Below are 24,135 nucleotides of genomic sequence, written 5' to 3' on the forward strand. Positions count from 1 at the left end.
TTTTCTCAGCAGTAGAGAAAAGTCTTTTTACGATTACAGGTCTTTTTAAATTAAGCCCGCCTTCTTCAGCATCCGTTCCAGCATGGCGGCGGTTTCGGCGCGGGTCACATAGGCCTTCGGTGCCAGCTTGCTGCCATCGCGTCCAAGAAGCAGGCCGGACTTGATGCCTGCAGCCAGGCTGCTCTTGGCATAAGAAGATGCTGTGCCTGCGTCCGTAAAGCTGCGAAGCAGCGCTTCGGCTTCCAAAGCCTCCACTTCTGCCTCCATACCCGCTACATGCATGCCTCGCTGGAGAATCGTCATAGCCTGTTCCCGCGTGATGCTGTCCAGCGGCTTGAACTGGCCATGATCATAGCCGGCAATCAGCTGCAGCTGTGCTGCCGCATTTACATAAGGACTGTACCAGCTGCCTGCCTCCACATCAGGGAATACAGTGCCTCCCTCGAGGGTATGCAGTCCCAGCGCTTTGACAACCATGGCTGCAAATTCAGCCCGTGTTACACTTCGATTGGGCTCAAAATCGCCTGCTCCTACGCCCTCCACAATCAGTCGCGAGCCCAGGTTCTGAATGATTGCCTCGGCCCAGTGATTCTGTACATCTGTGAAGCCGGCAGTATGATAGAGCAGCGTATAGATGCTGTTGGACATGCTGTTCATCACGGCATAATCCCGGCCGTTAATCGTGCTGAAGGCTGTTGGCACATGCGTGAACGCTCCATGATCCATGTACCTTACCCCAGTGGAAACATCATCCCGGGCAATACCGTCTGGCAGAGCAATCGCTCTTTCCACGAACCCGTTCAACGCGTTCACGGCTGTCGTCTTCTCGTTATAGCTAAGGCTGATCTCAAAATGGAAGGCCGGAGCTGCCAAGGTGTAGCCTTTTGCCGAAGCCGACCGCTTCACTGGCGCCATGTCAGCTTCCTCCAGCTGACTCATCCGGATGTCCATTCCGATCTCTTTTAAAGGAAGCTTCTCTTTCGCTGCGGCCGCTTCCCGCTCGGTCTGAAGAAGCTGCACGGGCAGCATATAAGCGAATTGCTCCGACACCAGCTCGATCGTCACCTCTTTATTTCCCAGCTCTTCCAGTACCTCGCCGCTGAACACACCGGCAACCTCGTGAGAGCTTCCGCTGACCGGAATACGGAGTGTTGAGCCGTTCGCAGCCTGCGACAGACTTTCCTTCAACGAGGAAGCATTCAAGGTTACTGTCGTAACGGATCTGCTGTCCCTGTTCTCCACAACCTGGCTAGCCAGACTACGGGATGGCTTGCCGTTGATCAGAATCGTAATCTCCGATTCCTTGACGGTGCTGCCGGAGCCCGGAGGGACAACAGGCGGAGCAGGAGCGGCAGGTGGTGCAGGCGTTACTGGCGGCACTCCTGGCGTGACCGGCGGTTCCTCCGGATCTACCGGCGGCACTCCTGGCGTGACCGGCGGTTCCTCTGGATCTACCGGCGGCACTCCTGGCGTGACCGGCGGTTCCTCCGGATCTACCGGCGGTTCCCCAGGCTCCGGCTCAGGCTCCGGTGCTGTCGCTGCAACTCCGATCACCACATGATCAAAGACCAGGGATGACCGATCAATCGGTGCCTGCGTTGGACTGAAAACATACCATTGAATGGACTTCACATTCTCAGTGTCAATATCCGCCGTTCTCGGGAAATTGCCATCTGCTAACCAGGTTCCTGATGCTTTTTGAAATTCAGAAATACTAATTTTACGTGACGCTCCTGCCGCCAGAGCATAATAATAGATTCCCTTGTGATCTGATTGGTCTGTAATCTCGACGCGCAGCTGTGCAGCCTGATTGTTCAGATTGGCCACATCGAAGGTGAATGGCTTGCCGCCCAGGCTCCACCCTTCCTCCGGCGCAGTAAACGTCAGACGGCCGGAATATTTACCGGTAGAATCCCATGCATAAGAAGTGAGCTTGTCAAAATCAACCTTCAGCGCTTGGGAACCCTCCGTTGCGTTCTGCGACACGACGGTGGCCGTTACAGAATCTGCATCGTATGTGTAGGCTGCAGATTCGCCGTCTTCAAAAGAAAACCGTGCTCCGCGGCTTCCGGTCGGCTCTGATTTAACGGTGGCGTACTGCTCAAAAATCGCCATAGCCTTATTCAGGTTCATCACCGCAGATTCTACCTCTTCCGCCGTTGCCAGGACATCCTCTGCTACAATCTCAGCCTTGGTTACTTCGATCGAAAGTGTATCGTGAATATGCTGCTTAATCCAGACTGCTCCCGGCTGCACTTCATTACCGGTAGCGGAGATTACGGTTTCAGACAGCGTCGATTTCGCTTCGGCGATCGGCTGGCGAAGTGCCTCCGTGTCCACACCCGAAGGAGCAGCTTGCTCATCATACTGAATGAGCTGGACACTCGTCACATAGCCGCCGCGATCCGGCACCCTAATCTCAATTGTGTTCTGGGCCAGCACCTTTGAAGGCTCCAGCTCAAACTCCGCATACGTCAACAGGTTTCCAGGCTTATTCGTGTAGTTTAGATCCTTAATGAAGGTTTGCTCTTCGGGCTCACCCGGATTGACCACAACCGTCATATCCCCGGCGAAGCCGCTGCCTGTTTTGCCAAAGCCGATCCGCAGTGTGGATTTGGCAAGCTGTGCTGCATCTTGCTGGATCGTCACCACAGCAGGCGCTTGATCACTCAGCGGAATCAGTTCCTCGGAGGCATAAGCAAATTCCCGGTTCCATGTTCCGGTAAAGTCAGGATTGGAGTCCAGCGTAATTTCAAAAATACTCATTTCCTGGACGCGCATATACACGTCCTCCAGGTCTGTAACCGTGTCCTCCTCATAGGTCAGTTCTCCTTTTTCGAGGAAGAAATGCTTTCTTGTTACGCTATCAATGTTGGCATTCCCTGCCAGCACATCCAGGTCAAGATGGACCCGCTGGGCATTCAGATTATGCACGGCGACATACAGCTTGTCGTTATACCGCACCGCATTCGTGTGGACGCGTTCATGATCGGACTGCGAAGGCAGATAGGCGCCCCGGTAGTCCTTCCACATATCCAGATATGCTTCCATCGGCGTCATCTCTTCCAGCAGGCCATTCTTGTTCTCGTTATATTTGTAGAACGTGCCGGTAGAGTCCGGTTTCCAGTTAATAATCGGATACAGGTAAGGCACCAGCATGCCGATCGAATCGGAATAGTTCATGAAGCGAAGCATGTAACCATTAAAGGCAACCAGCTTTTGAAAATAGTCTGCATCGCTTCCAGCGGTGTTGTACGTGCCTTCCTCGGTAATGTAAATCGGCTTCACGTTATCGGTGTTCACCATATGCGCGTTCAGCAGATCCAGTACCGCTTCCAGCCGTCCGCTCAGGAAGCCGTCCGAGTTGTTTTCCCGGTCATGAATGAACAGGTTGGCATTCTCGTAGAAATGGTGGGAGTACCAATCCAGTGAATCCTTGGTTTCATCCATAAACTTCAACTGAGCGCGAGCCTCATCGAAGTCATTTTTCTCCAGGTACATAAAGGCACTGCTCGGTCCGCCTACGAGAACATCAGGATTCTTTGCTTTAACCGCTGCTGCTACCTTGTTGTGGAACTCAGACAAATAGCCCCATGCCTTGTCCGGCTCGGATTGAAGGAACCACCACTCCTGCGGAATTGTGGATTCATTCTTCACTTCAACATATTTCGGCCCCAGGCCATCCAATCGAGTATCAATGCTCTTGATCAGCTGGGCCGAAGCCTCAGCAGCAGCATCAAAATGCTCGTATCCCGGGGTACCAAAATGCTCGGATTGTCCGGATTCCGGATTTTCCCACATCCATTTCGGCCACCCATCCATCGTAAGCACGTAATCTTTCCCGATCGAAGGATAAAGACTTTCGAATTTATGAATGGCCGGCTGGCTTTTGGTATAGATCTTGTTGACCTCTGTGAAATCTGCATAGCCTGGACGCGCCGGATCTTCCTTCAGCCCGGCCCAGTCCGTCAGCAGCTTATAATGGAAAGCCCCGCGTCCCGGGATAAAGCCCCAATCTTTGGTGGTCTTGTGATAGGCTTCATCCAGTACCGTGAATTCTCCGCCCGCCTGCTCGATGCCGATCGGACCGCTGTTGATGTGATAACGCTTGAACACGTCCTCCGGCAGCTTGTTCACACCGTTCATGCTCAGATTTGTAAGCGCATCCACTTCGACGGAAACGTCAAGAATGTCCTTATCTTCACCAAGGACGGTCCACGCGGAAATGTCGAACTCCAGGGGTACCCCTTCTTCTTCCCAGTGATACACACTGCGAAGCGTACCATTGCCTTTAATCTTCATCTTATAGCCTTCATACACATTCTCACCGTTGTCCTTGATCAGCCAAGGATGGGTAATCGCTTCGGAAGGGTTCGATTCCTGAAAGCCCATTTTGGTATAGTTGGTATACAGTCCCGTGAGCTTGTCTTTCCAGCCTCCGTTCTTGAATACTGTCCACTCGGTTTCCACACCATTCGGATCGATAATGTACAGCTCCATCGTCTGAGCTGCCGAGCCCTCGAACCGGACGTCACTGAACAGACGCCATATTCTGGCATCCTGGTCTGGAATGTCGATGACCTCTTCTCCATTAATTTCTAAATATTGACCCTCCGGATATTGCAGGAAATTCATCCGCTGAATCCGGCTTTCGCCATTGATGCTGTTAAAATACGCTACTGCATCCTCCCCGAACTTAGCCTTATAGAACTCCGCGACTTCCGGAATCGTATCAAAGTCTGCTTTGTCTGTACGAATATTCTCCGGCAGCTCATCCATATTCGGCGCGGCATAGCCCGCCGGGGCAGTTGAAGCAAAGAATGAAGTAATGAGCAGTGCCGAGCAGAGCAGCCCTGAAAGGATTCCCTTCCATTTTTTTCTGTTCAAAATCAGTGGCTCCCTTCTATTAGAAGAACTCCCGGAAACAGCGCAGCTTGCTCTGTTCCCGGGGTAACTTGATTATTGTGCGCTCATAAAGCGGTCGTACGCCGTTTGGTAAATGGCAACCAGCTCATCCACCTTCATTTTTTTCAGGTTGGCCATATAGCTGTCCCATTCCTTCTCTACACCGCCTTCAAGCAGCCATTTTGCACTGGTCTGGCTAATATAGCTGTTCAGATCGGTATCCAGCGTCTTAATCTTCTGGGATTCCTCCGCCGTGAACATCACACCCGGGAACGTTTCCGAAGTCATGTAAGGAAGATAATGTTCTTTGATGCCGTCAATCTTAATTTTATCCTTCTCTGCCAGAGCCAGGCGGGTGCCATACGTTTCTTCAAGAATGGCATAAGGCGCTTCAACCGGTGCCGTCTTGAAAACATACTGATCTGTTGTCATTCCGGCCGGCGCTTCTTTCAGTGTCAGCTGACCGTCTTTATCCTCCAGCGTTACGCCGATCGGCCCCCAGCCTGCTTCAATAGACGTATCTGTAGCGTAAGCGAGGTCCATCCACTGCATGGTCAATTCCGGATGCTCGTTCACCGCTGTCATCGAGAAGGCAAATGGATTGACACCCTGGTTATTGCCCAGTGACTTTCTCCATACCTGGTCGCCGTTCGGGCCCTTTAAGGCCGGTACTACGACATATTTAGGATCATTTTCCGCACCTACGATGGAGAAGGCGTTCCAAGAAAAGAAGCCGCCCAGACGCTGCTCGGTACCACTGCCCTTGCCCACGAGCTGATTGCGGTCCTGAGCCAGACTTTCCTTGTCAAACAGACCGTCCTTGAAATACGTATGGAAGTAAGCGATGCCTTCTTTATATTCCTCTTCCATCGCCGAGAAAACAACTTTACCATCTTCGACAAACATATGGTTCGCAGAATCCGCGCGTCCAAAGGCGCCGAACAGGGAACCGATTCCATTCACATTATAGTTGGCAAAATCCCATAGGAAAGAGAACGGAACCTCATCGTTCTTGCCATTGCCGTTCGGATCCTGTGTCTTGAATGCTTCCAGCACCGTCTTCAGCTCATCCGTAGTCTTCGGCACTTCCAATCCGAGCTGATCCAGCCATTCCTTGTTCAAGTACATCATATCCGGAGAGAGCCACAGCATCAGCTCCCGGATGCTTGGAAGCGAGTATATGTGGCCATCCGGTGCCGTCATAATGCTCTTGAATTCCGGATTTGCTTCAATCAGAGCCGTCAGATTCGGCATGGTTTCCTTGTTGATATACTCCTCCAGCGGTACCAGCATGCCTTGGCCGCCGTAATTGATCACATCATTGCCAGACAAGGCCAGTGTGCCATAGAACGCATCCGGCAAATCTCCGCTGGCCAGAATAAGATTCCGCTGCTCCTCGCATTGCGCAAACTCCAGATCTGTCCATTCAATCTGCACATTCGTTTTCTCTTCATATTGCTTGAAGAAATCCATTTCCTCGAATGGCCCGTTATTCGGATGCTTACAGGTTGCCATCTTCAGCGTGACTTTCTCGCTAAGTGGAAATACGCCCTCATTGTCTCCATTCGGTGCCTCCGGGTCTTTGGAAGTGTCTGTGTTGCTGGTGCTCTCGGATGTCTTCGAATCGGATCCGCTGCCGTCTCCCGAGCAGCCGGCTAACAGGGAAAGACTCATCACCATGACCATAAACAAAATGAACCATTGTTTCCAATTTCTCAAATTCATGACCTCCTAAAATGGTGTTTCTATGCGCTTACAGAGAGGAGTCGTTGACGCCGGGCACTCACCTCCTAACCAGCTTTAGAAGCGACATGTCATTAGCCTTTGATGCTGCCGATCATGACTCCCTTAACGAAATAATTTTGCAGGAACGGATACAGAATCAGCAGCGGCAGTGCCGCAATGATGATCATGCCGTATTTAATCAGCTCTGCTGCTCTCAGCTGATCGCCCATGGAGGATAAATCTGTCATCATGTCATTCTGGATCTGGTTCTCGATCAGGATCGAGCGAAGCACGAGCTGCAACGGATACAATTCCTGGTCTCGCAAGTAGATTAAGGCATTAAAGTAGGAGTTCCAGTGGGCTACGCCATAGAACAGAATCATGATCGCGATCAAGGCCTGAGACAGTGGAAGCACCATCCGCCAGAAGAACATGGCATCCGAGCAGCCATCCATTTTGGCCGCCTCCAGAAGCTCATCCGGAATGGTGGATTGAAAGAACGTCCGTGCGATAATCAGATTCCATGCGCCTACAGCGTTAGGAATAACCATCGCCCATACAGAATCCAGCATGCCAAGCTCCTTCACGGTCAGATAGGTTGGAATGAGCCCCCCGCTGAAGAACATGGTGAATGTAATGATCAGCATGATCGTGTTGCGGCCTGGCATATCCTTGCGGGACAGTGCGTATGCTGCGGGCAGCGTCAGGCCAAGATTAATGACCGTCCCCAGAATGGCGTAGATAAATGAGTTCTTGTAGCCGATCCAGAGATTCTCGCTCTCCAGAATTTTCTTGTAGCCATCCAGACTGAACTTTTCCGGCCAGAGCAGTGTTGTCTGAACCGCACCGGGATCCGTAACGGAAGCTATCACCACAAAGTACAGCGGATAAATAATGATGATAAGCCCGGTAAAAATGACAAGTAAATTGATTCGGTCGAACCAGATGTCCGCCTGACTGCGCTTGAACAATGTCATCCCTCCTTCGTCCTTACCATAACGACGTGTTCGATGTTTTCTTGGCGATTTGATTGACACTGAGCAGAATTACGAAATTGATGATGGAGTTGAACAGCCCTACTGCTGTTGAGAAGCTATATTGCGCTCCTACCAGGCCAGTTTTGTACACGTATGTAGAAATGATCTCTGAGGTGGGCAGGTTGAGCGGTGTTTGCATCAGGTACACCTTTTCAAAGCCGAGGCTCATGATGTTCCCGGTGCTCAGGATAAGCAGAATTACTGCGGTAGGCATAATGCCCGGGATGTCGATATGCACAATACGCTGAAATTTATTCGCTCCGTCCACCACGGCCGATTCATGAAGCTCGGGACTGATGGACGTCAGTGCAGCCAGATAGATAATGGTGCCCCATCCGGTGTTCTGCCAGATCTCGGACAAGACATAGACACTTCGGAACCAGCCCGGATCGCCCATGAAGAATACCGCTTCTCCGCCGAGCCCTTCAATCAGCTTGTTTATGAAGCCGGTTTGGGGGGACAAGAACAGGAAGAGCATGCCCGCAATAACGACTGTGGAAATAAAATGCGGCGCATAGATGATCGTCTGAACGAATTTCTTGAATCGCTTGTGCATCAGCTGGTTCAGCATCAGTGCCAGTATGATCGGTGCCGGGAAGCCGAGGATCAGCTGCATTAGACTGAGCTGAATCGTATTCAGGATGATCTTGGTAAACTCAAAGGAATTAAAAAAGCGCTCAAAATGCTCAAAACCGACCCAGGGACTTTCCGAAATGCCCTTAAAGGCCATGAAATTCTTGAACGCGATCTGAACACCGTACATCGGGACATAATGAAAAACGACGTAATACAGCAAAGCCGGAAGTACGAACAGGTATAGCTGATAGCTTTTTAGCAGGCGTCCGGCTTTCTGCTTTAGCGGGGTTGTCTGCCTGTGCAGCGGAGCAGGAAGCTTCTGGACTTCATTCACTTTTTGCATCTCTAGCACTCCTTCTGAAATAATCTGGATCCGAAAGCTCACCTCTCTCTTCTTGAAAGCGATTTCAACTATTTGATAGTTTTTGAAACAAATAACCATAATTACACGTAATATTTAATTAATCGAAACTTGTTTCGTTTTTATTATAAAACCGCTATCATTTTACGTCAATCCCCAATTAAAAGGAATATAAGAAAAGCTGTTAATAACAGTCAGCGAAGTGCTAACTGCTCTTAACAGCTTTTTAGACACATGGGTATCAAGCAGCTAAACGCCAAATTCCACCTTTACTCCGTTCAGCGTCTCCTTGCCTACGCCCCCGTTATGCGATAGGTATCCAGGCGATCGGTGCGGATCAGCTCTCGCAATAGCCGCTCGGTCATCTCCAAGCGCAGCTGCTGATACTGCGGCTCTGACCATACATTCCGTTGCTCATAAGGATCTGCGGCCAAATCAAACAGCAGCCCCTCCTCTGTGTTTGTAAACAGCGTCAGCTTATACTGCTCCATCACGAGGGAACGCAGACGGGTCGTCTCCGGGGCATACCAATCCTCATCATATTCAATCAGCGCCGGCCGAGGCTCCAGTGCTGCGCCGGATTCCACGGCAGCACGCAGGCTTCGCCCGGGAAGTCCCCAAGGCTTGGCGCTATATACCCCGCGAGTATCGAGACAAGAGGGAGCTATTCCCGCAAAATCCAGAACGGTCGGCACAAAGTCAAGCAGGCTGACGACTGCTTCTGGCTGCACGCCCTGGGCGGTGCTCCCCGGAGATTTCCACAGGAAAGGAACATTGAACAGCTCCTCCCACGGCCATTCTGCTTTCGTCAGCAATCGGTGCGACCCCAAATATTCTCCATGATCTGCCATGAAGGTAATCACCGTATTCTCATACAGCCCAAGCTGCTTCAGCTTCCCCAGCACCTCCCCAATGCAGCTGTCCACATGCGAAATCATGCCATAGGTTTGAGACAAAATCTCTCTCAGCACCGGCTCATCAAAATCAGAGTGTCCGGGATGCACGTCTCTCAGCCCTTTTAGAAAATCGATCGAGTCCGCCTCTGTGTCCCAGTGCTCCGGCAGCGTCAACTCTTCCGGAGGGTACATTTCACTATATGGTCGGCAGGCTGCGAACGGATGATGCGGGTCCGGGAAGGAGCACCAAAGGTAGAATGGCTGATCGGAGCGAAGGCTCTCCAGGAATGCCGAGGAGCGGCGTGCGATCCACCGGTTGTAGTGAAGCCGCTCCGGCAGGTCTATTTTCCAATTCTGGTCATACTGTTCATTCTTGGCGTACGATCCCTCTCTCAGCAGCGCCCGGCCGCCTCCCGGCAGCTCCTGCTCCAGCCAACTTAAATAATCGCCATAGCAGTCCACATGGCCGCCGACAAGCTCAGTTGCTTCATAGCCATAGTATCCTTGAGGAAGAGACGTAATCTCTCCACGCTCCCACCGTTCCCGGCTCTCCCAAGAGAATTCCATCTCTCCGCCCTTACTTACCGAGCCAACCGGCTGATGATGCAGCTTACCGACCGCATGGGTCACATACCCGTGCTGTTTGAGTATGGCAGGCAGGGTAGGAAGCCATTCCGGCACTTTATTTCCATTGGTGAGGCACCCGTGCTGCCGAGGAGTGAGCCCTGTCAGCAGCGTCGCCCGCGAGGGCATACATACCGGATTGTTGCAGTAGGCTCTGGCAAAAGAAATCCCTTCCCGGCCCAGTTGATCCAGATTCGGCGTCTTTACATCGGGATGGCCATGCAGAGACAGGCTGCGGGCTTGCATCTGATCTACGACAAATACGACAAAATTCGGTCTCATTCGGATTCCCCCATCCTGTTAAGCGTTGACTTTCACGATGCAGGTATTAGACACCAGGTGATGATCGGCGCAGCTTGCGCGGACCATCAGCGTGCCCGGCCTCAAGCCCTGAACAATCATCAGCCCCCGCCCCTGGTCGGTTACCAGGCGTGTGCTCTGAAAGGGCTGGACATTGTCTGCACTGCCGTTATCCACACCCAGAATCCGGGCCTCTCCCTCCACCTGAAAGTGAAGACAGAGATTTTGATTTCGGATGATTGTTCCGTTCGCATCCAGCAGGTTCGCTGTCACATGAACGACTGAATCAGCGTCCACCTTCACCTGCTCCTGATCCACTTCAATTTGAATACGGTGTACCGGGCCGACCGTGCGAAGCCTTTCAACAATTTCCTGGTCTCCGCACCGGCCGACCGCCTTCAGTTCTCCGGCAGCAAACGGCAGCACCCACTTGTAAATATGGTCCTCAAAGTCTCTAAGACGCTGTACGGAAATAAGCCTGTCATTGTGATACAGACAAATTTCTTCACAGTTGGAATACATTTCGACGACAACCTGTTCCTCATCACAGTAATTCCAATGGGCAAACACATCATGCCAGAACCATACGCGCTCCTGCCACCCGCCTTCAATGCGCTCTACCAGCTCTCCAGATGCGCTCATTTGATATAATGATTTCTCCAGTGTTTGGGTAGCAATGTACAGATGAGGCTCCTCACTCCACAGACTTTTGAACATGTGATAAGAGGGCTTGTCGAACCCGGCCAGGTCCAGCAGCCCTGCCTCAGAGCCCTTAAGTGGAAACGGCTTTCGTCTCGCTTCCCCCATATGATCAATCCCCGTCCACAAAAAGATTCCGGCAACATGCTCCCGCTCCAAAACCGCCTTCCATTCATGCCACTGGGCTACATTCTCCGTGCCCATAATCGGCTTGTCCGGGTAATACCGCTTCCCGTAGTCATAGATGACCCTTCTGTAGCTGTAGCCAGCCAGATCAAGCTGATCAATATAGCCGGATTCATAGCTGGCGCTGGGCAGAATACAATTGGCGGTGACGGGCCTTGTGGTATCAAGCTCCTTCGTCCAGCGCACCAGCATGCCTGCTGTGGTATCAATGTCATACCGGTCACGGGGCATACGAGAGATTAGCTCGGATATCGTCTCCTTACTGTTCGGAGGCAATGTCCAGAAATAATTGCCCGAGGCACTCATGCCGAAATATCCGGTCGCCGCGTTATATTTCGGATAGGTCCATTCAATTTCATTGCCGATGCTCCATTGAAAAATACACGGGTGATTGCGATCTCTGCGCATCGTATCCTGCAAATCAGCTTGTGCATACTCTCGGAAAAACTCTGCATGACCCTGCGTGATGTCATCCACGCTCTGCTCATTTCCGTTATAGCGTTTATCCTTCGGATAATCCCACTCGTCAAAAAACTCTTCCTGCACGAGAAATCCCATCTCATCGCACAGATCCAAAAAATCTTCGGAGGCCGGATTGTGTGCAGTCCGGATGGCGTTGCAGCCGCACGCCTTCAGCTTCTGAAGTCTCCGCCGCCAAACATCCAGAGGTACCGCAGCGCCGACCATCCCTCCATCATGATGAAGATTGACCCCCTTGATCTTCATGCTTCTTCCATTAAAGAAGAAGCCCTTGTCTGAATCAAAACGAAAATCCCGGAAACCGATACGTTCTTCTACCTCTTGAAGAACCTTCCCGTTATCTATGATTACGGTTACAACTTTATACAGTCTGGCATCTTCAATCTCCCACCGCTGCGGCTGGGAAATTTCCAGCTCAAATTCAAGCTTCACCCCTTCCCCTGAAGGGATGGCTATCACTCTGGTTTGAAAAGCTGCTTGCTGTCCATCAGGACGGTAAACGGTTATTCTGATCTCCGGTATCTTCTGATCATCGGAATCATTGTTTAGCTGAATCCGGCTTAGCAGCGTGCCTTTTTCGTCATCCAGCCGGGGCGTCGTATGATAGGTGCCCCATACCGGAATATGAAGCTGTGGCAGAAGGTGAAGCGCCACTTTCCGGTAAATGCCCGAGCCTGTGTACCAGCGGCTGTCGGCATACCGGGTCCGGTCTACCTTGACGGCAATAACATTCTCCTCGCCGGCTCCGTTCAACTGATCGGTAATTTCAATCAGGCATGGGGAGTAGCCGAAGGGATGAAAGCGAACAAGGCTGCCATTGCAATAGATGCTTGCCCGGTTATAGATGCCATCAAAGTTAAGAAACACCTTCTGTCCCGTCATCTCCGGCGAAGTTATAAAGCGCTTTCTATACCAGCCGGTACCGCCCGGAAGATAACCTGTAGACGCCTCAAGTTCCGGATCAAACGGAAATTCCACGCTCCAGTCATGCGGCAGCTGCACCGTACGCCAGGTAGAATCATCAGTATGTAAAAGATGCGGAGCCTCGGGCTCCTCCAGTGTAAAACGCCAATCCTCATTCCAAGGTATGCCTCTCATTCATTGATCTCCTTTCTTTGATTGCAGCCTGAATACTCACTGTTTAGACCCTACTTCAGGTAAATCATCGGCCTGTGATGAAATAATCACAGGCCGATGAAGGTGTACTATAAATAATTCATGTAAATGGTCCGCTTCTGCAGGTACCCTTCAAGACCATACTCGCCGTCTTCTCCACCGAGTCCGCTCAGCTTGTGACCGCTATGGTAGCCCTGCATGCAGCCGGACATGCCCTGATTCAGGAATACGGTTCCGACCTGAAGCACATCCGTACCGTGCATCATTTTCTTCATATCATTCGTGAACAGGTAAGCCGACAAGCCCAGCTCGCTGGCATTGACGATGTCAATTGCCTCTTCGAAGCTGGAGATCCGAACGATCGGAAGCACCGGTCCAAAGATTTCTTTTTGCGCTGCAGCCATATCCGGCTTCACATCCACCAGAATGGTCGGCTCATACCAGTAACCTTTGTCAAAAATACCGCCGCTCGGGCGTTTGCCGCCCCACGCGATGGAAGCGCCCTGGGCTACCGTTTCCTGCACAATGTCGTCAATCTTGATCAGGTCATTGCCGTTCGCTTTCGGTCCCATCGTGACCGACGGATCAAACGGATCCCCGACCTTGATGGATTTCATATGCTCCAGCAGCTTCGCGGTAAATTCATCGGCCACCTTCTCATGGACCAGCACCATCTCACTGCACACGCAAACCTGACCGCAGTTCGCGAATCGTGCAGATACCGCCGCTTCCGCTGCTTTATCAATATCTGCATCCTCCAGCACGATGAACGGAGCCTTGCCTCCCAGCTCCAGAGATAATGCGGTAATATTGTCGGAAGCGGCCTTATAAATCTGCTGCCCTGCACGGACGCTGCCGGTAACCGTAACCAGCTTGGTGATCGGGCTGCTGACCAGCAGCTGTCCCACCTCGGCGCCGGTGCCGGTCACGAAATTGGCAACGCCAGGCGGAAACCCTGCTTCGTGAATTAAATTGAAAAATTCAGCTGAGGCAATCGGCGTCAATTCGTGCGGCTTAATGATCATCGTATTGCCAGTGACGAGCGCTGGTCCAAGCTTTCTGCCAAGCAAGGCAAGCGGATAGTTCCAGGCACACAAGCCAATCGTCACGCCGTAAGGAACCTTGCGGATTTGGAGGATCTCTCCTTCCCGGTTCGAAGGCAGAATGTCGCCTTTGATCTTGTTCGCAGACTCGGCAGCATACATCATGTAGGCCATGGTGTCGTCCACCTCGCCCAGCGCCTCGCCATAGGTCTTGCCCTGCTCCAGCACCAGCAGCCTGGCGAGAAAATCCCGCTTCTCCTTCACCTTCTCTACCAGCTTGACGAGATAGGCAGCACGTTTGACAGCTGGAAGCCGCTGCCACTGCAGCTGTGCTTTCTCCGAGGATTCCAGCGCCTTCTGTACATCTGATGCCGCAGCGTCGCTGACCCGCCCGATAACTTCCTCATTAGCGGGATTCTGCACCTCGATCAGCTTGGCGGATGAGGAGTCTACCCACTGACCGTCAATGTACAAGCGGTAGTATTCTTGACCATTATGTTCTGCTTTCATCATTTCCTACACATCTCCTTTGGCGTTCAATATGCGTCAATCAGTAAGTTTAAAATAACAGAACAAATACCATTAATAAAATAATGATTTATATTTTCGATATATAGTTCCAATTTATAAATGATTATACAGTTGATGAATGTGAGTGGCAACCTTATTTTACAAAGTAAACCGGGGCCGAAGTACAGTCAGTTATTCATCCTCCGCGAAAACCGGGAGCAGATGAAACTCAAACGTAAACTGCTTCTCATTCATTTGATACTCTTCCGCCAGCATCGGTCCGCACGCATGAGAGCCTACACCACTCATCTTGTAATCCAGCTGAAGAATGGTTTCCTTGCGTTTCTGAAGCTCATGGGCATGCTTTGCTTTTGTCAGGTCACCAGGTAGGAAATGCGAGACGTTAAACGAAAAAGGCTGACCGGCTTCACAGCGAAGACCCATCCCCAGCTCATTAGTGACCCTGGCCCATTCCGTACCCCACCGGGAGCCTGTCTCCTGCGGCATAATGTATGTCTCGGCCATTTCGTCTGCCGTATGCCTGTATTTGCCCTTGCGGACACTATAGCGTTTATCAATGTAGCTTTCATGCGGACCGTAACCGTAATATTCCACTTGGTCCAATCCTTCCGGCAGCACAAGCTGCAGTCCGAAACGGGGCAGGAAATCAATCTCTTCCTTCACCTGTGCCGTGACCTTAACCCAGACGCCCCCGCCAGGCGTGAAGCACCACTCGGCTTCACCTCGTACAATCGGCTTTCTGGTATATACGCCGAGCGAGAATTTCACCTTCACCCGAACCTCCTGCTCCGGAGATTGACTCCATTCACAGGCGTATACCTTCATGCCGGCATGCTCCAGCCCTTCGTAAGCCCAGCGCCGGGTCAAATTCATATCATTATCAATCGGTGCGCGCCACATATTAAATGAAGGCGGCTCTTGAATCAGCGGCACCCCATGTTTCGATAACTCCACGGGCATGCCCTTCTTTAGATCAAACACATGCCGGAAATCCAGGCCCTCAAGGCTCAGCATGCCCCGCTGCTCTGTCGCCGTCAGCATCCTCCAAGGGCTGTCCGCTGCAGGCTGAAGACTTCTTGCACTTTCCGGTTTCACGATGAACTGGCTAAACATGATTTCATGTCCGCGTTCAGCCCAGCCGCTTTGTTCCTTCAGGCAGCAGGTAATCGTTAGCACCAGCTCCCCCGGGATCGCAGCATTAAAATCCACTTCAAGCTTCACCTCTGCATGAGCATGAGGGGGTGCAGGCACATGCTGGAATTCACCCTGCTGAATGACCTCTCCTTCGCACTCCAGCTTCCAATAAAAGATCAGGTGAGACAAGTCATTGAAATCATACAGATTATGAATTCTCAGCCGGCCCTCTTGCAGCTTTACCGCCTCGATCCGTACCGGCGCAATGATCTGCTTCAGCTCCAGCAATCCCTTGTGCGGCTTTCGATCCGGGGAAACCAGACCGTCAATGCAGAAGTTTCCATCATTCGGCTTGTCGCCAAAATCGCCGCCATAGGCATAGTAGCGCTCGCCCTGCTCTGTTCTCCTCTCTATCCCGTGATCGCACCACTCCCATACACAGCCGCCCATCAGCTTCGGATAGGCATAAATGACGTTCCAGTAGTCCATCAGGTCACCCGGCCCATTGCCCATGGCATGGCTGTATTCGCACAGAAACAGCGGCTTCTTGCTGCCTGCATCCTTGGCATAGGCTTCAATCTGAGATACGGATGCGTACATCCGGCTTTCCATATCCAGCGCTTCGGTGTCGGCATTCCCCCTGTACTGCGGGGCAGCGCCTTCATAATGCACGGGACGGGAAGGATCACGCTGACGGGTCCATTGCGCCATGGCGATATGATTCACCCCATAGCCGGACTCATTCCCCATCGACCAAATGACGACGCAAGGCTGATTCTTGTCACGTTCCACCATCCGCTTCGCCCGGTCTATAAAAGCATGCTCCCAAGCGGTATCATTGGACAGCTGGTGGAAGTCGTCATAGGACTGCATTCCTTCGCCCTTCTCCATGTTTCTCCAGTTATCTGCAATCGCCAGGCCATGGCACTCCAGATCTGCTTCGTCAATCACATAGAAGCCATATTGGCTGCACAGCTCCAGAAACCGGGGGTCATTCGGGTAGTGAGAGGCACGAATCGTATTCACATTATGTTGTTTCATCAGCTTCAAGTCTTCAATCATATGCTGCAGCGGAATGGTCTGCCCGAGCTTGGGATGAGAATCATGGCGGTTCACACCCTTCAGCTTTACCGGCACGCCGTTAATCTGGAAGACGCCCTCAGAGATTTCCACCCGCCGGAAGCCGACTGTAAACCGTAGAACCTCATCCCCGCAATAGAGCAGCAGCTCATACAGCACCGGTGACTCCGCACTCCACAGCATGGGATTCTCTACCTTCATGGCGAGGACGCCGCTAGAGTCTATGAAGTCTTGCACCACAGCAAGCTCCAGTCCATCAGGGGATGACAGCACCGCTGAAACCTTTACGGCACCCGTGGTTTCCAGCCTGATGTCAAGCAGCGCTTCTTGATCATCTGCCTGTAGGGTAGTCTGCACAAACACATCCCTCACATGATTGCGGTCTCGAGCAAGCAAATAGACATCCCGAAAAATGCCGGAATATCTCCACAAATCCTGATCCTCTAAATAGGTACCATCGCAATATTTCAGCACCATCACAGCCATCCGATTTCTACCCGGAACCAGATATGGCGTCAGGCAGAATTCAGCCGGTACCCGGCTGCCCTGACTGTAGCCGACCAGCTGGCCATTCACCCATACGTAGAAGCAGGCGTTCACGCCTTCAAAAACAACATAGCCTTCCTTATCCTGCCACGCCTTCGAAACCTGAAAATCCCGGATATACAAGCCTGCCGGATTGTCATCCGGAACAAAAGGCGGGTCACAGGGAATCGTGTAATTGACATTAGAGTAATGCATCTGGTCGTAGCCATGGGTTTGCCAGCAGGAAGGCACCAGCAGCGAATCCCAGCCCTCTGCCGGATACTCTGCTTCATAGAATCGCTCTTCAACCTGCTCTACGCTGTGATGATATTGAAATTTCCATTCCCCGTTCAGGGTCTGATAGTACGGAGAACGGCCTCTTTTTAACGAAGCGGCCTCTTCCCTGCTTGAGTAGGGGATGTAATAGGCCCTCGGTAACTCCCGGTTCACTTCAACAATCCCAGGTTTTTCCCAATACTTTTCCAGATTCAACATTCACCTTCACTCCTTATTCTTTGACAAGAAGAGCACTCGTTCCCTGTGGAATTCGAGTGCTCTCCTCGGCACATCTTCAGCTTCTATTATCGACCCATCCAGCCGCCGTCTACCGTTACAATGGTGCCGGTTACATAATTTGAGGCTGGCGAGGCCAGATAGATCACGGCTCCGTTGAGGTCCTCCGGTCTGCCCCAGCGGCCGGCAGGAATTCGGCTCAGAATTGCTTCATACCGGTCCTTGTCATTGCGAAGCTGCTCGGTATTGTCTGTTTCGATATACCCCGGTGCAATCGCATTGACCTGAACACCCCGGGAAGACCATTCATTCGCCAATGCCTTCGTCAGCTGCCCGATTCCGCCTTTACTGGCGGCATAGCCCGGAACGCTAATGCCCCCCTGGAATGTGAGCAATGAGGCCGTAAAGATAATTTTGCCGCTGCCTTGCTCCAGCATGCCCTGCCCGATTTCTCTGGCCAGTATAAACTGTGAGTTCAAATTGACCTCGATCACATGATCCCAATAGTCATCCGGATGCTCTGCAGCGGGCTTGCGCATGATGGTTCCAGCATTGTTTACCAGAATGTCCACCTGCCCATGCTCTTCCTTCACCCTGGCTGCAAAGGCAACCAAAGCTGCACGGTCACTGAAATCACAGGCATAGCCGGAAAAAGAACGACCGGTGCGAAGAACCTCCTGCTCAATCTCGCTTCCCGATTCCTCCAGTGTCGCACTGACTCCGATCACATCGGCCCCGGCCTGTGCCAGTGCGAGCGCCATAGATTTGCCAATCCCGCGCTTGCAGCCTGTCACAAGTGCCTTCTTCCCTTCCAGTCCGAACCATTGCTGAATACTCATATTACTGCATCCCTTCATTGCAGCGGATCAGCACCTTCATCGCTCCGCTGCCGGATTCCATTTGTTCAAAGCCCGCTTGAATTTCATTCAGCGGATAGACCTCACTAATAATCTGGTCCAGAGCCAGCTCTCCGCCCGCCACCAGTGCGATCGCTTTCTCAAAATCCTCATGCTCGTACACACGCGCGCCTACCAGCTTCAGCTCTCTCCAGAAGAAGCGGTGCAGATCTACCGGTACCGGCTTGCTGAATATGCCAACGATCACAATCGTACCGCGAGCCTTGGGCAGCTTGGTCATTACCTCTGCTCCTGCAAGAGAGGAGGTCACTTCAAACACCACATCGGCGCCACGACCGCCTGTCACTTTCTGAACGTATTCGGCCAGATCCACTTCCTTGGAGTTGCATGTATTAAGGCCCAGCTGCTGCAGCAGCGTCAGGCGGTAAGGATTAATTTCAGCGACGGTGACAATAGCGCCGGCGGCTTTCGCAACCATGGCGATTAAGGTCCCGATCGGTCCCCCGCCGATTACGACAACCTGATCCCCCGCGGTCACATTGCCCAGCCTGACATCATGGCATGCTACCGCGAGCGGCTCAATTAGTGCGCCGTACTTCAAGCTCAGCTCCTCCGGGAGGCGATGCAGCGTCTTGGCGGGAACGGTCCAGAACGATTGAAAAGCGCCATCTGTCTCAATCCCCATAAACTTCAAATTGTGACATATATGGCTGCAGCCGTCTTGGCAAGCAGGGCATTCTCCGCAGGAGTCAAGCGGCATCACCGTCACCTTGTCACCCGGCTTGAATGCCGTAACCTGAGCCCCGATCCGCTCGACGACGCCCGACATTTCATGTCCAATCACCTGCGGCATGGTGACGCGATGATCCATGTGCCCATGGTATATATGAAGGTCAGTACCGCAGATGCCAGCATAACCGACCCGAATCTCAACCTCCTGTGGTCCCGGCTCCCGGCGTGCAATGGTGCCTACAGTGATGCTCTTGTTCCCTTTATAAAATGCTGCTTGAATATCCATCTTCATTGACTCCTCTCATGAATATTAAATTTCGAACTTAGAATGTCTCCTGATAAGGCTTTAGCAATTCCCAGTCAAATTCGACGCCCGTACCAGGCTTATCCGGCGCGATCGCCCGCCCGTCACGAATGACCAGCGGCCGCTTCGTATATTGATCAATCGGAAAGCTGTGAACCTCCAGATACGAGGCATTTGGCATCGCAGCCATCAGACTGACATGAAGCTCCTGCATGCCATGGGTACACACTGGCAGGTTATAGGCATAGGCGAGGTTAGCCACCTTCAGCCACCCGGTAATTCCGCCGATATTGGAGGCGTCCGGCTGCGGGAAATCAATCTGTCCGCGGGTAATCATATTGACGAATTCATAGACCGTGTGAAAATTTTCCCCCGCCGCAAGCGGGAGCCCGCCTTCGCTGCCAATTCGGCGAAAGCCGTCATAGTCATCCGGAATGGTCGGCTCCTCCAGCCAATAGATGTTATAGGGTTGCATTAGCCTTGCAGCCTTGACGGCCGTCTCAACGGTCCATTTCATGTTCGCATCCACCATGAATACGCATTCAGGTCCGATCAGCTCCCGGACTGCCGCTACGCGTTCAATGTCCTCGGCAAGCCGCTCTTGACCAAGCTTGATCTTGACCGCATGAAATCCTTTGTCCAAATAGCCCTGGACGTTTCTGAGCAGCTTCTCTTCCGAGAAATTTAAGTCAATTCCCCCAGCGTAAGCCTTGGTCGAGGAGGCATTTCCGCCGAGCAGCTTCCACAGCGGCTCATCAAAGCTCCGGCCCCGCAGATCCCAAAGGGCAATGTCAATCGCCGAAATTGCAAAGGAAGCGATTCCACCCCGGCCCACATAATGAATCTTCCAGACCATATCCTCCCACAGCTTCTCGATACAGCTGGCTTCCTTTCCCAGCAGACAAGGCTTCAGATCATGCTCAATCATATGACAGATTGCCCGGCCGCCAATCCCGCCCGTGTACGTGTAGCCAACCCCCTGCTGACCGTTCTGCTGAACAATCGTGACCGTTACCAGTTCAAAATGTGAATGAATGCCGTGTCTGGCATCGCCGAGCTGTTCCGATAAGGGAACATGAAAATATTGTGTTTGAATATCAGTAATCTGTTTTCCATTAGCCATATCTTCACCCTCTATGATCATTCATCGAAACGCTCATATTCCAAATCACTCGTTCCAATTAATCAAATACTATTACAAATATTTGAGATGGTCAATACTAAAACGGAACACTATATCAATTTAATTATGAGATTGACTACTTTCGAAACGTTATTTAAAATAATGGAATAAGAGAACTTCGAAAGCAGGTGCACTATTGATGATGGACGGGAATAAAACGAACTCCACATTAGAACGCGCATTATTTCTTCTGGAGCAGCTTGCCCTGAACAAGGGCGGCGCTGGAATTGGTGAGCTGGCCGAGGCGACACAGCTTCCTAAGAGCACTACCCATCGTATATTGGAGACGTTAATGAAAGCAGGCTTCGTTATGCAGGAGCCGTCCACGGAGAAGTATTTTGTCGGGTTGAAGTCGATTGAAATTGGAATGGCCGGACTGCATAATATTGACCTGGTGGAGGCCGCAATTCCCCATTTGCAGGATCTTGCAACCCAGACCGGCCAAACCGCCTTCCTGGCTGTATATAACGAGGGTGAAGTCATCTACATTTATAAGGTGGATGGCAGCGCATCCGTCATTATGAATGCCATTCTCGGCTCCAGAAATCCGGTGCACTGCACGGGTCTGGGGAAAGCCATTATGGCTTACTTCTCGCTGGAGACGGTCGATAACATCGTCAGTGACAAAGGACTGCGTCAATACACACCAACGACGATTACCGATCGTCAGCAATTCCTGGAGGAACTCAGCCGAATTCGTCAGAGCGGCATCTCGGTGAACCGGGAGGAATATGATGATGGCCTTAGCTCCATTGCTGGCCCGGTGTTCAACTATACCGGCAAGGTCATCGCGGCAATCAGCGTTGCAGGCCCAACGGCCAGAATTTTTGACAAGCAGGAGCAGCTCGAGGCGCTCGTCAAGGAGAAGTCCTCGCTCATTTCCAAACGGCTCGGCTTCGTCCCGGCTATGCGCTCCGTATACCTCTCCTGAAGCCTGCATGCATACCGGCGTCCTTATGGGCGCCGGTTTTTTCATGCCGGGCGGATCGTGATCTTAGGACAAAAGCAAAGGCCGAGCTTGCGTGAGCGCCCGGCCTTGCTTGTCTTAGTCCTGATGCTTTGCTTTTTTGCCTAACCACAGCACTTCAGGGTTTACCTTGTTGGCATAGTGATGCTTATAATCCTCCACCGTACGGAATTTCAAAATATAATTCCACTTGGAATGCACGTTATGACACAAGCCCCAACGGATTCCCTCCAGCGGCCCCCGGTCCGTTTCGTCTGTGCGGTAAGGTCCTGCTGCCTCCGGCGGATTCTTGATTACGGCCTCAATCTCGAAGTTAATGCCGTCATGCGCATATTGAATCGTGTTCTTCTCCGGTCCATCTGTAGAGAGCAGGCCAGCCATACCTCCCCGGTAATGCCAGAGCAGGGTTTCATGGCCGCTGTTCGTTACCGGGTTGTACTCTGATTTCACATAAGGCCCCTCCGGATGGTCTGCAATCGCGACACCCCACTTGGTCGTGCGTCCGCCGAAGGTCATTTCTTCCCCCTTCTGCTCCCCCTTGTAGTACAGCCAGAACTGATGGTTGTAATGGAACAGCACCGGGTCATGCACCTTCAAACTGTCGAAATCGCCCTTATGCTTCACCGTCAGACGATTGTCGTCATCTCCGAACCATTCACCGTTCATGGCCGGGCGCAGGATCGGCGCATCCAGCTTCCGCCATGGTCCTTCCGGCGACTCTGCCACCGCCATTGCGATATTCTCGTATTTGCGGAGCAAATACTGACCCTCGATTACTTGATACACGAGATAGAATTTGTCCCCGTGATGCAAAATTTCCGGCGTAAACACGCTGCGGTCATCAAAGGAGCCCTTCGGTCCGCGTCCAACGGCCAGTCCCTGTTCCTTCCAATGGGTTCCGTCCGGGGAGACAGCATACCAGACCTCAGACTGATCCCATGGAAACACCTTCGCCTCCGGATCTCCGGTCCCGAAGCCGACCGCTTCGCCTACGGATCTGGTATACCAGACATAGTACTGATCCTGAACCTTGATTACACTGCTGGGGTCTCTCCGGTGAACTCCTTCCTCGTATTCCAGACCGGTGATAGGCTCATACGCAAAATCACAAAACCAGTCCGCATTTTTGGTATATTGCCGGGCTCTAATCGTTGCAGCGCTTTCTTTTTTCATGATTTCTGGCTCCTCTGCTTATTAACGAAACGTTTTACCAATAAAATTTATTAAAATCAATTTTATTGGAATTAGTTTCGTTTTTATAGTTAAGTAAATTATACTCTGAGAGCCCTTCGCCGTCAATCGCGATCTATTCCATCCCCAAGAAACAAGCCACATAAAAAACCGCTCTTCCTTAGAACGGAAGTCACTAAGCCACCATCTAATCAAGAGCGGTTTCATTTGTTCATTACATGCCTTTCTTATATACAATCGGGTTCAGCTTGCTTGCCGCCAGATCCCCTGGCGACAGCTCTGGCAGCCAGCGCTTCAGATCAGACTTACGGGCATTGGAATCCGGCTCCAGTACCTTGGCATCATCGGCATAGTAAATGATCGTCATCACTTCTCTCATCGTGCTTGTCGGATTACCCGGTGCGCTGTGCAGTGTCCAGCCATAATGCCAGGTCGCATCTCCTGCTTCCAGTGCGCCGTAGTTCTCGACCTCCAGCCCTTTTGCCTCAATGTACTGACCCAGTGTCTTCTGGGACTCATCAGAAATAGCAAGCTTGCTAATATATCCATACTTATGAGAGCCGCTGGCAAAATTCATGGAGCCTACATCCTGAGATACCGGTACAAGCGGCATCCACATGGTCACAAAATTATCGGTATCCACCGGCCAGTATATCTGGTCCTGATGCCAAGGTGTAATGCCCCCGCCCGGCTCCTTGAACAGGGCCTGGTCATGATATATCCGTACGCCATCCACACCGAGCAGGTCGGCTGCGATCTTCGCAAACCGGCGGGCAAACACAAAGCGCTGAATCTCCGCTGATTTCTCCCAAATATTCGAAATCTGAATGAAGGCTTTGCCGTACGTATCCCGCTCTTCCACGGGCTTGTCGTGGTAGTTCAGCTCCTTCACTTTTTCACCAATCAACTCTCTATATACAGCGACTTCCTCTTGGCTTGCCACACCCGTCAGCTTCAGATGTCCCTTCTCTTGAAATTGCTTAATTTGTTCTTGACTCAGGGAATATTCGCTGGACAGCTCTGGAAGATTACTCAAATCCGACATCCTTCTCATCTCCTTCATAAATGATTTAACTCTTGATAATCCTTATGTTATCATGGTTTTAAACCACTGTATTTGAACAATCGAGGCTAGATATTGGACATTACCGACTTATACATCTTAGGAGG

The 24,135-nt window shown here is 51.8% G+C and carries 14 protein-coding genes; 1 reads left to right on the forward strand and 13 read right to left on the reverse strand.

Going from position 1 to position 24,135, the window contains the following annotated elements; genetic code table 11:
* Positions 1-45: 45 nt before the first annotated feature.
* The 11 genes from E6C60_RS14515 to E6C60_RS14565 form a co-directional block, all read right to left on the reverse strand.
* Positions 46-4,887 carry an S-layer homology domain-containing protein gene (locus E6C60_RS14515; RefSeq protein ID WP_138226492.1) on the reverse strand — a complete coding sequence of 1,614 codons (4,842 nt, stop codon included), beginning with the start codon at positions 4,885-4,887 and terminating at the stop codon, positions 46-48.
* A 72-nt stretch (positions 4,888-4,959) separates the two neighbouring features.
* The gene (locus E6C60_RS14520) at positions 4,960-6,624 is read right to left on the reverse strand and encodes an extracellular solute-binding protein (protein ID WP_233281016.1); all 1,665 of its coding nucleotides are present in this window, start codon (positions 6,622-6,624) and stop codon (positions 4,960-4,962) included.
* Positions 6,625-6,722: 98 nt separating this feature from the next.
* On the reverse strand, positions 6,723-7,607 hold the full coding sequence (locus E6C60_RS14525) for a carbohydrate ABC transporter permease (protein ID WP_138226494.1): 885 nt from the start codon (positions 7,605-7,607) through the stop codon (positions 6,723-6,725).
* Between the two features lie 13 nt (positions 7,608-7,620).
* On the reverse strand, positions 7,621-8,586 hold the full coding sequence (locus E6C60_RS14530; RefSeq protein WP_138226495.1) for an ABC transporter permease: 966 nt from the start codon (positions 8,584-8,586) through the stop codon (positions 7,621-7,623).
* Between the two features lie 311 nt (positions 8,587-8,897).
* Complete coding sequence (locus E6C60_RS14535; protein WP_138226496.1) at positions 8,898-10,406, reverse strand: sulfatase family protein; 1,509 nt, start codon at positions 10,404-10,406, stop codon at positions 8,898-8,900.
* An 18-nt stretch (positions 10,407-10,424) separates the two neighbouring features.
* A complete protein-coding gene (locus E6C60_RS14540; protein ID WP_138226497.1) occupies positions 10,425-12,887 on the reverse strand; it encodes a glycoside hydrolase family 2 TIM barrel-domain containing protein in 2,463 nt (820 codons plus the stop codon).
* Between the two features lie 107 nt (positions 12,888-12,994).
* Positions 12,995-14,461 carry an aldehyde dehydrogenase gene (gene aldA / locus E6C60_RS14545; RefSeq protein WP_138226498.1) on the reverse strand — a complete coding sequence of 489 codons (1,467 nt, stop codon included), beginning with the start codon at positions 14,459-14,461 and terminating at the stop codon, positions 12,995-12,997.
* 189 nt (positions 14,462-14,650) lie between these two features.
* Positions 14,651-17,713 carry a glycoside hydrolase family 2 TIM barrel-domain containing protein gene (locus E6C60_RS14550; protein ID WP_138226499.1) on the reverse strand — a complete coding sequence of 1,021 codons (3,063 nt, stop codon included), beginning with the start codon at positions 17,711-17,713 and terminating at the stop codon, positions 14,651-14,653.
* Between the two features lie 86 nt (positions 17,714-17,799).
* Positions 17,800-18,570, reverse strand: coding sequence for an SDR family oxidoreductase (locus E6C60_RS14555; protein ID WP_325053162.1), 771 nt, complete (start codon positions 18,568-18,570; stop codon positions 17,800-17,802).
* 1 nt (position 18,571) lies between these two features.
* The gene (locus E6C60_RS14560) at positions 18,572-19,606 is read right to left on the reverse strand and encodes a zinc-dependent alcohol dehydrogenase (RefSeq protein WP_217496337.1); all 1,035 of its coding nucleotides are present in this window, start codon (positions 19,604-19,606) and stop codon (positions 18,572-18,574) included.
* A gap of 37 nt (positions 19,607-19,643) precedes the next feature.
* The gene (locus tag E6C60_RS14565) at positions 19,644-20,747 is read right to left on the reverse strand and encodes a mandelate racemase/muconate lactonizing enzyme family protein (RefSeq protein ID WP_175415311.1); all 1,104 of its coding nucleotides are present in this window, start codon (positions 20,745-20,747) and stop codon (positions 19,644-19,646) included.
* A 199-nt stretch (positions 20,748-20,946) separates the two neighbouring features.
* On the opposite strand from E6C60_RS14565, the gene E6C60_RS14570 reads away from it, so the two are divergent.
* Entirely contained in the window at positions 20,947-21,738 is a 792-nt protein-coding gene (locus E6C60_RS14570) for an IclR family transcriptional regulator (protein WP_233281017.1), read from the forward strand.
* Positions 21,739-21,852: 114 nt separating this feature from the next.
* On the opposite strand, the gene E6C60_RS14575 is transcribed toward E6C60_RS14570, so the two are convergent.
* Both E6C60_RS14575 and E6C60_RS14580 read right to left on the reverse strand, forming a co-directional pair.
* A complete protein-coding gene (locus E6C60_RS14575) occupies positions 21,853-22,947 on the reverse strand; it encodes a glycoside hydrolase family 117 protein (protein WP_138226502.1) in 1,095 nt (364 codons plus the stop codon).
* A gap of 232 nt (positions 22,948-23,179) precedes the next feature.
* Positions 23,180-24,010, reverse strand: a complete 831-nt coding sequence (locus E6C60_RS14580) for a phytanoyl-CoA dioxygenase family protein (protein ID WP_138226503.1) — start codon at positions 24,008-24,010, stop codon at positions 23,180-23,182.
* Positions 24,011-24,135: the final 125 nt, after the last annotated feature.

The sequence above is a fragment of the Paenibacillus algicola genome (assembly GCF_005577435.1).
Lineage (GTDB): Bacteria > Bacillota > Bacilli > Paenibacillales > Paenibacillaceae > Paenibacillus_AQ > Paenibacillus_AQ algicola.